The sequence below is a fragment of the Winogradskyella pulchriflava genome (genome assembly GCF_042434315.1).
GTDB lineage: Bacteria > Bacteroidota > Bacteroidia > Flavobacteriales > Flavobacteriaceae > Winogradskyella > Winogradskyella pulchriflava.
This window is the reverse complement of sequence record NZ_JBHLTQ010000007.1, coordinates 47,236-58,997: the sequence shown is the minus strand read 5'-3', so window position 1 is coordinate 58,997 and position 11,762 is coordinate 47,236. Positions and strand designations below refer to the sequence as shown.

The 11,762-nt window shown below is 32.9% G+C and carries 12 protein-coding genes; all 12 read right to left on the bottom strand.

Annotated features, from left to right (window positions below):
• Positions 1-28: 28 nt before the first annotated feature.
• The 12 genes from hisG to lpxD all read right to left on the bottom strand — a co-directional run bounded on the left by hisG (position 29) and on the right by lpxD (position 11,753).
• Complete coding sequence (gene hisG / locus ACFFGA_RS13845; protein WP_386064922.1) at positions 29-886, bottom strand: ATP phosphoribosyltransferase; 858 nt, start codon at positions 884-886, stop codon at positions 29-31.
• A gap of 270 nt (positions 887-1,156) precedes the next feature.
• Positions 1,157-1,969, bottom strand: a complete 813-nt coding sequence (locus ACFFGA_RS13840; protein WP_386064921.1) for a prohibitin family protein — start codon at positions 1,967-1,969, stop codon at positions 1,157-1,159.
• A gap of 10 nt (positions 1,970-1,979) precedes the next feature.
• On the bottom strand, positions 1,980-4,013 hold the full coding sequence (locus tag ACFFGA_RS13835) for a VWA domain-containing protein (protein ID WP_386064920.1): 2,034 nt from the start codon (positions 4,011-4,013) through the stop codon (positions 1,980-1,982).
• Between the two features lie 74 nt (positions 4,014-4,087).
• Positions 4,088-4,834 carry a 3-oxoacyl-[acyl-carrier-protein] reductase gene (gene fabG / locus ACFFGA_RS13830; RefSeq protein WP_386064919.1) on the bottom strand — a complete coding sequence of 249 codons (747 nt, stop codon included), beginning with the start codon at positions 4,832-4,834 and terminating at the stop codon, positions 4,088-4,090.
• 190 nt (positions 4,835-5,024) lie between these two features.
• Positions 5,025-5,897, bottom strand: a complete 873-nt coding sequence (gene sucD / locus ACFFGA_RS13825; RefSeq protein ID WP_386064918.1) for a succinate--CoA ligase subunit alpha — start codon at positions 5,895-5,897, stop codon at positions 5,025-5,027.
• 83 nt (positions 5,898-5,980) lie between these two features.
• Positions 5,981-6,382 (bottom strand): nuclear transport factor 2 family protein, encoded by a 402-nt coding sequence (locus ACFFGA_RS13820; RefSeq protein ID WP_386064917.1) that lies wholly within the window; start codon positions 6,380-6,382, stop codon positions 5,981-5,983.
• A complete protein-coding gene (locus tag ACFFGA_RS13815; protein WP_386064916.1) occupies positions 6,382-7,317 on the bottom strand; it encodes a UDP-3-O-(3-hydroxymyristoyl)glucosamine N-acyltransferase in 936 nt (311 codons plus the stop codon). Before ACFFGA_RS13815 ends, ACFFGA_RS13820 begins: the two co-directional genes overlap by 1 nt.
• A 4-nt stretch (positions 7,318-7,321) precedes the next feature.
• Complete coding sequence (locus tag ACFFGA_RS13810; protein ID WP_386064915.1) at positions 7,322-7,867, bottom strand: hypothetical protein; 546 nt, start codon at positions 7,865-7,867, stop codon at positions 7,322-7,324.
• Positions 7,868-7,931: 64 nt separating this feature from the next.
• Positions 7,932-8,498: an elongation factor P gene (efp, locus tag ACFFGA_RS13805; protein WP_386064914.1), complete on the bottom strand. Its 567-nt coding sequence runs from the start codon at positions 8,496-8,498 to the stop codon at positions 7,932-7,934.
• Between the two features lie 46 nt (positions 8,499-8,544).
• Positions 8,545-9,330: an acyl-ACP--UDP-N-acetylglucosamine O-acyltransferase gene (lpxA, locus tag ACFFGA_RS13800; RefSeq protein WP_386064913.1), complete on the bottom strand. Its 786-nt coding sequence runs from the start codon at positions 9,328-9,330 to the stop codon at positions 8,545-8,547.
• Position 9,331: 1 nt separating this feature from the next.
• The gene (locus tag ACFFGA_RS13795; RefSeq protein WP_386064912.1) at positions 9,332-10,738 is read right to left on the bottom strand and encodes a bifunctional UDP-3-O-[3-hydroxymyristoyl] N-acetylglucosamine deacetylase/3-hydroxyacyl-ACP dehydratase; all 1,407 of its coding nucleotides are present in this window, start codon (positions 10,736-10,738) and stop codon (positions 9,332-9,334) included.
• Positions 10,725-11,753 carry a UDP-3-O-(3-hydroxymyristoyl)glucosamine N-acyltransferase gene (gene lpxD / locus ACFFGA_RS13790; RefSeq protein WP_386064911.1) on the bottom strand — a complete coding sequence of 343 codons (1,029 nt, stop codon included), beginning with the start codon at positions 11,751-11,753 and terminating at the stop codon, positions 10,725-10,727. The genes ACFFGA_RS13795 and lpxD overlap by 14 nt, the downstream gene beginning before the upstream one ends.
• Between the last annotated feature and the right edge of the window lie 9 nt (positions 11,754-11,762).

The following is an 11,762-nucleotide window of genomic DNA, read 5'->3' as shown; positions in this document are numbered from 1 at the left end:
GAGATTCCTGCCTTCGCAGGAATGACAGCTATAATACCATGTTTTCGATTGGACAGACTAAAATACCTTCTGCGCCATTAGCTTTTAGCTCGTCAATAACATTCCAAAAATCATTTTTGTTAATCACAGAGTGAATAGAACTCCAACCCTCTTGTGCTAAGGGTAAAACTGTTGGGCTTTTCATACCTGGAAGAATGTCTATGATTTGCTCTAATTTATCATTTGGTACATTTAATAACACATATTTATTTTCTCGTCCTTTTAAAACGGATTTTAAACGGAACTGAATTTTATCAATTAACGCTTGGTTATCCGTTGATATTTTTGGAGAAGTGGCTAAAACAGCTTCGGATTTTAAAAGCACTTCAACTTCTTTTAAACCATTTTTGAATAAGGTACTTCCACTAGAAACAATATCACAAATACCATCAGCGAGACCAATATTTGGTGCAATCTCAACAGAACCATTAATGATATGAAGATTGGCCTTTATATGTTCCTTTTCTAAAAATTGATTAACTGTATTTGGATATGATGTTGCTATACGTTTGCCTTGTAAATCCTTTAGACTATTTGCTTTAGATGATTTTGGAACTGCTATAGACACTTTGCATTTTGAAAATCCTAAACGTTCAATAATTGTGAGATCATTCCCTTTTTCAATCAATATATTTTCGCCAATAATGGCCGCATCTACTACTCCATCTCGTAAATACTGTGGGATATCTCCATTTCTTAAATAAAACACTTCTAACGGAAAATTTCGAGCTGATGCTTTTAGTTGGTCCTTTCCGTTATCGACAGAGATACCAATTTCCTTTAAAATTTTCATTGAATCATCGTGAAGCCGACCCGATTTCTGAACTGCAATTTTTAATTTACTCATTTTTAATTTTAGTAGTGTCTAAGAATTCTTAGTCGAGCTTTAAAAAACAAAAAACCCGTCTGAATTCTCAAACGGGTTTTTAAAATATATTTTGAATTTATTCAATACACTTTCACCTCGCTTGAGCGATTATATGAAAATGATGATGTAATTGAATTAATGTCATATTTCTTTTGTTGCTACAAATATTGATAAATAAAATTTATTAATCCTAATAATTACTCAATGAAATTCAATTTTTAGGAAATTTTTAATATTTGCTAGTTTAAATTATTGATTTCCTAAAATAATTGGCATTCCAGAATCACCAGAACCTATAACAATTACTTTGCTGTTTGGAGATTCAGACAATTTAACTGTGGCTTCAATACCTTTATCTTGAAGGATTTTATCCGTTAATGATGCACTCAAAATACGGTTAGCGTCTGCTTTACCTTGCGCTTCAATAATTACTTTTTCTGCTTCTTTCTTAGCTGTAACAAGTCTAAATTCATACTCTAAAGACTCTTGTTCTTGTTTAAGTTTACGCTCAATTGCATCCTTAATTGTAGTAGGTAGTTTAACGTTTTCTACCAAAACACGTTTTACATTTACAAACTGTCCGTCTAATTCCTTTCTTACTTCTTCAAGAATTTCTAATTCAATAATGTCTCTTTTACTTGAGTATAACTGTTCTGGCGTATAACGACCAACAACACTTTTAGCTGCTGCGTTTATCGCTGGACTCAGTAATTCTCTAATATAATCTTCTCCTTTAGTCTGAATTAATTTACCTAAGTTTTTATACTCCGGTTCAAACCAAATTGTACCACTAACTGTAATATCCAAACCATTTACAGAAAGTACATTCATATTATCTGAAATAGATTGTTGACGCACTTTTTGAACAATCATATCGTTCCAAGGTGCTACGATATGAAACCCTTCACCATAAGTTCTTTCTGTGTTAATACCATCACCAAAAGGCTCAAACAAAACACCTCCTTCACCAGGACCAATAGTCACTGCTGATTTAGCAATTAGTATTACTAGTATTATTACTCCGATTAAAATCGGTAATCCAATCTTTGGTAACTTATCCATTTTATCTTCTTTAAATTAATCCGTTATATTTTCTAATAAACCACTCTACAAAAAGGCTTAAAACTATTAAGCCGAGCAGATATTTCCAATCTATCAAAGGTACGATATTTTTAGTGCTCTTCTGAATAGTTGCAAATCTATTATCTGCAAGTAAAGCATCAATTAAATTGTCAGTTTGGTTATTAAAATAAGCAGTACCATTACTATTCTCTGCTACAGATTTTAACTTTGTGATATCTGCGTTTAAAAATTGTTGTTCAACATTGTAGTCTATAACCTGAAAACTTCCAGAAGCCGAAACAGCTTCCGAATTATGTTTTACTGTGAAATCGTATAAACCAGGTTCAATACCGCTTAAATCAACAGTGTAATTAGTGTTGTTAAGCAATAATGGTACTTCTCTAGTGGTCTCCGTTTCTTTATTTTTTAGAATAATAGTTAGTGATGCTTCAGCATCAAACTCAAAATTCTTATTGAAATATTGTGCTGTTATGATAACATCATCATTACCATTGTAAAATGATTTATAATCTATATTAATGCGGTTTCGCTTTTTATTGGAACTAAGATATTGTACGAGTTTACCAATGAAATTATCAAAATCAGTGAAGCTTTCAGTATCCAAAAATGCCTGAGCTCTCCATCTCCAAATATCTTCGCCATTCAATAAGGCATGCTTTGTATTATCAATTTCGAAAGTAGAAAGAAGTGCTTCTTCTGTAGAAATGCCATTTATAGTTTTGTATAGTATAACATCATGAGGTACCATAAATTGTAGCTCACCAAATTCTGATTGTAATGGAGGATAATTATTAAAGTCTAGATTATTTACAATAAATGTGTTGTAATTTCTATTTAATGTTGGTTGAAAATTCTCGGTCTGATTTGTTACGGTTTGTTTGAAATACCCTTGAGAATTATTTAGAATATTAAAATTAGTAGTAGTACCTGCAATAGTAAATGTATTGAGTTTTTGGGTTTTAACAGCTTCTAAAACAGCATTAAACTCATGGTTAGGCTGATACAGTACAACTAACTGAAAATCATTTGGTTTTAATAAATAATCTTTTGGTTTTATAAGCGTAACACTACGTTGCTCATTACTTTCAATAGACTTTTTTAAAGCACCCAAATCTGGGTGCAAGCGCGTATAAACTAAAGCAATATTTGTTTTTTGATCAATGACTTCTACTCCAAAATTCTTTGAATTATTTACAGTATTCTTTTCATTGCTTAGTGGTGTAAGTTCTACACGATAGGTTTTTACACCAACACTATTGGCTAATAATGTGGTAGAAACAATTTCTGAAGTTTTAGAAGCATCAAATTGTAATTGTTTTCTAAACACTACAGTATTACCAGACCAAATCTTAAGTTCGGTAGTAATAGAAGTTGTGCCATTGTAATTGGTAATAATTTCAACAGGAAACCCATTCTTTAGATATACATACCGATTGACATTAAGTTGCTTAATACTTAAATCTGAATGCAAAGTAGAATCACCAAGAATTATTGGGTAAATCGGTTGCTTAATACCATTTGCCATAAAGCTATAATCTGAACCATACGTTTGATTACCATCAGTAACCATAACAATTGGCGCAGTAAGATTACTATATACCTCACCAAATTGTTTTAAAGCTTTAGATAAGTTAGATTGACGTTCGTTAAAGCTTAGACTATCGGAATTATTAACTGTTTTACCAAAGCTGTAAGACGCTACATTGAAACGCTCATTTAAATCAGCATTGGTTTTAATTTTATCTACAATCTGCTTTGCGTTATTATCTTGTTCTAAATAAGAAATGGATTCAGAATTGTCTACGGCAACAACTAATGTTGGTTTTTCATCAAAGTAAGTAAACGATTCGAACTTTGGATTGATTAGTAAAAGTAATATTCCAAATATGGAAATGGTCCTAAGCGCAGTTAGTAAATACTTTAAATTAGATTTAATCTTAGATTTATATATATACTGAAACAGCGCTAATAAAAGCGCTGTTATTCCAGCAATAATGATATATACAATTGTTTCTGTTTGCATTAATTGATTTTAGATTTACGATTTATGATTTACGATTTATTTTTATTCGATAATCAAAAATCTAAAATCGTAAATTAAGTAAGCATTCCACCATCAACGTTAAGTGTTTGGCCAGTAACATAAGCACTTAGATCACTTGCTAAAAACACACAAGCATTTGCGATATCTTCTGGAGAACCTCCACGTTTTAACGGAATAGCATTTCTCCACCCTTTTACAGTTTCTTCGTCTAATTTTGCGGTCATTTCGGTTTCAATAAAACCTGGTGCAATAACGTTACTTCTAATATTACGAGAACCTAACTCTAAAGCTACAGATTTAGAAAACCCAATGATTCCAGCTTTTGATGCAGCATAGTTGGTTTGACCAGCATTACCCTTAACACCAACAACAGAACTCATATTAATAATTGAGCCTTTACGTTGTTTTAGCATTGTGCGTTGTACAGCCTTTGTCATATTAAATACCGACTTTAGGTTAACTTCAATAACTTTATCAAAGTCTTCTTCTCCCATACGCATTAAGAGGTTGTCTTTTGTAATTCCAGCATTATTCACCAAAATATCTATAGCACCAAATTCTGCTAAAACATCTTCAGCTAATTTTTGCGCTTCGTCAAAATTTGCGGCATTACTTTGATAGCCTTTTGCTTTTATGCCTTGAGCATTTAGCTCTTTTTCTAATTGGTTTGCAGCTTCTACAGAAGAACTATATGTAAATGCTACATTAGCTCCGTGTTGCGCAAAAATTTCTGCAATACCTTTTCCAATTCCACGGCTAGCTCCCGTTATGATTGCCGTTTTTCCTTCTAATAATTTCATATCTATATAAGTCGTTAGTTAGTATAGTTATATAATCAAATATAGCAATTGCAAATTGCAAGAAAGAAAGAAACCTTACAAAAAATTGTAAGGTTTTTAACAGTTTTAGCTGAATTAATTTCAGCATTTGGTATCTAAAGGTAAATAGACTCTGAAACTAGTTCAGAGTGACAACATTTTACAAAAATTTTTAGCCTAATACTTCAGCTACTTTTTTACCAATCTCAGCAGGAGAATCCACAACGTGAATACCACATGCTCTCATAATTTTCTTTTTTGCTTGTGCTGTATCATCACTTCCACCAACAATGGCTCCAGCATGTCCCATTGTACGTCCAGCAGGTGCAGTTTCTCCAGCAATAAAACCAACTACAGGTTTTTTACTTCCGCTTTCTTTGTACCAATTTGCAGCATCAGCTTCTAATTGACCACCTATCTCACCTATCATAACGACAGCTTCAGTTTCTGGGTCATTAATTAATAACTCTACAGCTTCTTTAGTCGTTGTACCAATAATTGGGTCACCACCAATACCAATAGCCGTTGTTATACCTAAACCTTGTTTTACAACTTGGTCTGCTGCTTCGTAAGTCAATGTTCCTGATTTAGAAACGATTCCTACTTTTCCAGATTTAAAAACAAAACCTGGCATAATACCTACTTTAGCTTCACCTGGAGTAATAACGCCAGGACAGTTAGGACCAACTAAGCGGCAATCTTTAGATTTTATATAATCTGCTGCTTTTATCATATCTGCAACAGGAATACCTTCTGTAATGGTAATGATAACTTTAATTCCAGCATCTGCAGCTTCCATAATAGCATCTGCAGCAAAAGCTGGTGGTACAAAAATAATAGTTGTATCAGCTCCTACTTTTTCAACAGCTTCTGAAACTGTATTAAAAACCGGTTTGTCTAAATGGGTTTGTCCTCCTTTACCTGGAGTAACACCACCAACAACATTAGTACCATATTCTATCATTTGGCTAGCGTGAAATGTACCTTCACTACCTGTAAAACCTTGTACTATTATTTTTGAATTTTTATTAACTAAAACGCTCATTTTAAAATTTCTGTTTTTAAGTTGATTTTCTGTTGTGCAAAAATAAGTTTTTTGATACGCAAATGCGACCTCTTTTTACATTTTTATTTTGAATAAGATTTCATACTCAATTCATTATTCTCATCTGCAAGATGACTAATTTCATAACATCTATAGAGCTTAACATCTTTAACCTCCCATATTGCAGAGAAATGTGCTAAAACCAATTCATGGTCTGGGTTTTCTATAGTATTACAGAATAACGTATGTCTTGTTGTAACAAAATTGCCTGCTTCTATAAAATGTGTAAATTCAAATCTTAAGTTGTTGTAAGACTCGCGAGTTTCCTTAAAAAACGCATTGATATCATTAAACTTTAGCAGAATAAAACCCTGACTACTAGTCCAATGCAACTCGCATTCTTTATGAAAGAATTTTGAAACAACTTTAGGGTCATTTGCTAAATCTGAATCATAAAAAGCCTTAACAATTTGTCCTGATGTCATTATAGATTTTTTAATTTTTCTAATATTTCAGGTATTTTTTTAACGTAAGCTCTTTCTTTAAAAAATGTTCTTGCCTCTATTGCAGGTGAACCAAAATAGGTTTTACCTTCATCTGTTGTGTGACCTAAACCAGACTGCGCGTATAACACAGTACCTTTGGTAATCGTAATGCCGCTTTTAACACCAACTTGCCCCCAAATGGTTACATTATCTTCAACTACCACACAGCCCGCAATAGCAGTATGTGATGCAACTAAACATTTTTTTCCTAAAATGGTATCATGCCCAATTTGAATGTGGTTATCTAATTTAGAGCCAGTTCCTATGGTTGTATCACCTGTAACACCTCTATCAATAGTACACAGTGCTCCGATATCAACATTGTCTTCAATAATAACACGTCCACCAGATTTTAATTGGTCATAACCTTCTGGTCTATTTTTATAGTAAAAGGCACTAGCACCTAACACAGAACCAGCGTGAATAGTAACATTATCACCTATTATAGTATCGTCATAGATACTCACGTTGGCATGAATAACACAGTTTTTTCCGATTGAAACATTATTGCCAATAAAGCAATTGGGTTGTATTATGGTATTTTCTCCTATTTCAACATCTGTTGCTATGGCAACATTTGAAGACTTAAATGGCTTAAAATGATCCGTTAATTTATTAAAATCTCTAAAGGGGTCATCAGAAATTAGCAACGCTTTGCCTTCTGGACAATCCACATCTTTATTTATTAAAACTATGGTTGCTGCAGACTCTAAAGCTTTATTGTAATATTTAGGATGATCCACAAAAACAATATCTCCAGGTTCTACAACGTGGATTTCATTCATGCCTAGTATAGGAAAATCAGAAGCACCTACATAAGAGCAATTGATAAGTTTTGCAATTTCATCTAAAGTGTACTTCCTAGGAAATTTCATGTAATTATAGTAATTTAAATGTTCCGTTAATGTACTCGAATGTATTTTCAAATCGCTTAAACCGATCATCAGTAGTCCAGTTCATTATCATATAAATATTATCATCTCCTTCAATAAATGCAACGAGATACGCAAAATTTATATTATCTATAACACCAAAAACTTTAATTTGTCTAGCAGGTAAATTATTGATTTCAACAAGTCCATAATCTTGTATTCTGAGTGAACTTATAGTTTCCTCAAACATTTTTTTCTGAACAATCACATAATTCTCAACAGGAGAGAGTTCGCTATTATATTCATCAAGTTCTGTGAAAATTTCTACAAATTCATCCTTACTTTCATGAATTACAACCGTATAAGCTTCTTTATAAATGTTAGCATATTGCAATGACGCTTCTGGATGAAGATTTTCTAATTTCTTCATATATTTTGGAACGTCCAAACGATACATGCTATCCACAGCTACAGTATTAAAATTATGTTGAGATACTGATTCCTGACTTTGCTCAGCAGATTCGCTAACAGCCTCAGCTGCTTTATCTAGCATGTGAATGCAGCTAGTTAGGCATATCATTAAAAAAACTAAGGCAATGTTAAGCTTCTTCATGTAACTATTCTTTAATACGCTCTTTATAAGTTCCTTTTTCAGTTTCTACTTTAATTTTATCACCTTCGTTAATAAATAATGGCACATTAACCTCTGCTCCTGTTTCTACAGTTGCTGGTTTTGTTGCGTTAGTCGCTGTATTTCCTTTAACACCAGGCTCTGTATGTGTAACTTCTAATATAACAGTGGCTGGCATGTCTACTGAAAGCGGCATGTTATCTTCAGTATTAATTTGAATCGTAACAATTTCGCCTTCCTTCATTAAATCTGGTCTGTCTAAAGCTGACTCTAATAATCTTATTTGCGTATAGTCTGCTTCATTCATAAAATGATAAAACTCACCATCATTATACAAATACTGAAATTTGTGTGTTTCTACACGTACATCTTCAATTTTGTGTCCAGCAGAAAAGGTGTTGTCTAATACTTTACCAGTTGTTACGCTCTTCATTTTTGTTCTTACAAACGCAGGTCCTTTCCCTGGTTTTACATGCAAAAACTCAATAATTTTATAAATATCATTATTATATCTTATACATAAACCATTTCTAATATCTGATGTTGTTGCCATAAAGTTGTTGTCTCCACAAATGTGGATTTATTTAATTATTAATTTTTTAATTCGATTTAAAGTAACCTTTCATAATACCACGATGAGAATTTTTAATAAACTGAAGAATCTCATCACGCTCTGGAGTAGCTTCCATTTCGGCTTCAATAATTTCTGAAGCCTGAGTATTATTATAGTTCTTTTGATATAGTATTCTGAAAATATCTTGAATTTCTCTTATTTTTTCTGTTGTAAAACCTCTTCGTCTTAATCCTACAGAATTTATACCTACATAAGACAATGGCTCACGAGCAGCTTTTACAAAAGGAGGTACATCTTTACGCACTAAAGAACCACCTGTTACAAAAGCATGGTTGCCAATTGAACAAAATTGATGAACAGCTGTCATTCCTGCAAGCACAACATAATCACCTACGGTAATATGACCAGCAAGAGTACTGTTGTTAGAAAAAATACAATTATCACCAACAATACAGTCGTGTGCAATGTGGCAATACGCCATAATTAAACAGTTATTACCAATAACCGTTTTCATTTTGTCCGTCGTACCTCTGTTAATGGTAACACATTCTCTAATGGTTACATTATCTCCAATTTCTACAGTAGTATCTTCATCGTTGTACTTAAGATCTTGTGGTACTGCTGAAATTACAGATCCTGGGAAAATATTACAGTTCTTTCCGATGCGAGCACCTTCCATAATGGTAACATTACTTCCTATCCAAGTACCTTCTCCGATTTTCACGTTATTGTGAATAGTAGTAAATGGTTCTATAACGACATTCTTAGCAATTTTTGCTCCAGGATGTACGTAAGCTAATGGTTGGTTCATGCTATTTTACTTTTGAGATTTGAGCCATTAATTCAGCTTCTGCGCATAATTTACCATTCGCATAAGCATAACCTTGCATGTGGCATATACCACGCCTAATTGGTGTTATTAATGAGCATTTAAATATTAAGGTATCACCAGGAACTACTTTTTGTTTAAACTTAACGTTATCCATTTTCATGAAAAATGTCAAATAATTTTCTGGATCAGGAACTGTACTTAAAACTAATATACCACCTGTTTGCGCCATGGCTTCAACAATTAAAACACCTGGCATAACTGGTGCTCCAGGAAAATGTCCTTTGAAAAATTCTTCGTTCATCGTAACATTCTTCATCCCTATTACATGATTATTAGTTAATTCAAAAACTTTATCTAGTAATAGAAAAGGTTGCCTGTGCGGAAGCATATCCATAATTTGATTCACGTCCATTAAAGGAGCTGCATTCAAATCTATGTTTGGTACATTATTGCGTCTTTCGTTTTTTATGATTTTAGACATTTTCTTTGCAAACTGCGTATTAATAAAATGTCCTGGTTTATTTGCTATAACCTTACCTCTAATACGTGTACCGATAAGTGCTAAATCGCCAACAACATCTAATAGCTTATGACGTGCAGCTTCATTAGGATGATGCAATGTTAAGTTATCTAAAATACCATTTGGTTTAACAGCAATGTTGTCTTTGTTAAAAGCAACTCTAAGTTTATCCATAGTATCTGGCGACAATTCTTTATCTACATATACAATGGCATTATTAAGATCACCACCTTTAATTAAGCCATTTTCAAGAAGCATTTCTATTTCGTGTAAAAAGCTAAATGTTCTGGCATCTGCTATTTCAGTTTTGAATTCTGAAATGGCATTCATAGTGGCATTTTGAGTACCTAAAACCTTAGTACCAAAATCTACCATTGTAGTAACTTGGTACGAATTTGAAGGCATTAAAATAATTTCGCTTCCGGATGTTTCGTCTGTATAAGAAACAACATCTTTTACAATATATTCTTCCCTAACAGCATCTTGTTCTACAATACCTGCTTTCTCTAAAGCTTCAACAAAAAACTTAGAAGAGCCATCCATTATTGGTGGTTCAGAAGCATTTAATTCTACAATTGCATTATCTATGTCTAAACCAACTAATGCAGCCAAAACGTGCTCGCAAGTTTGTATTGTAACTCCGTTTTTTTCTAAGCAAGTACCACGTTGTGTGTTTGTAACGTAGTTTACATCGGCTTCTATTTTTGGGTGTCCTTCTAAGTCAACACGCTCAAATAAAAATCCAGAATTTTCTGCACCTGGTTTAAACACCAAAGTTACATCTGCACCGGTATGAAGCCCAACACCTTTTAATGTTACTTCCTTTTCAATGGTCTTTTGCTTTGTTTCTGTTTTAATTATTGCCATCTACTTTCTTTTCTAATTCGTTTATAGTTTTAACAAGCTTTGGTAAATTTTTAAAATAAACATAAGATTTATTCCAATCTGAATAGCCAAATGAAGGAGAGCCTTGTAAGATTTCATTGTCCTTAACATTTCTACCTATGCCAGATTGTGCTTGTACTTTTACATTATTTCCAATAGTTAAATGGCCAGCTATTCCAACTTGGCCACCTATTTGACAACCTTCACCAATTTTGGTAGAACCTGCAATACCTGTCTGTGCAGCTATTACGGTATTTTTACCTATTTCAACATTATGTGCAATTTGTATTTGATTGTCTAACTTTACTCCTCTTCTTATAATGGTTGAGCCTAGTGTTGCTCTATCAATAGTTGTACCTGCCCCTACATCTACAAAGTCTTCTAAAATAACATTTCCTATTTGTGGTACTTTAGAATATTCTCCTTTTTCATTTGGCGCAAAACCAAAGCCGTCTGCACCTATAATAGATCCTGAATTAATAACACAACCTTTTCCAATCACACAGTCTGAATAGATTTTGGCACCAGAAAACACAATACTATTGTTATCTATAGTGACATTATCTCCTATGTAAGCATTAGGAAAAATCTTAACATTATCACCAATTTTTACATTATCTCCTATATAAGAAAAGGCTCCTAAATAGATATCAGTACCAACTTTTGCAGACTCTGAAACAAAGCTAGGTTGCTCAATTCCGGATTTATTTAATTTTATTTGATTGTAATATTCAAGCAATTTAGTAAATGCACCATAAGCATCATCTACCTTTATTAAAGTAGTGGTTAACGCTTCATCTGGCACAAAGTCTGAATTGACAATTGTTATTGAAGCCTTAGTTTTATAGATGTACGGTTTATATTTAGGATTGGCTAAAAATGTTAATGAGCCTTGAGTTCCTTCTTCAATTTTTGAAAGCTTGGAAACTTCAATATCTGGATCACCAACGATATTACCTTCTAAAATACCTGCGATTTGTTTTGCTGTAAATTTCAATTAACTGAT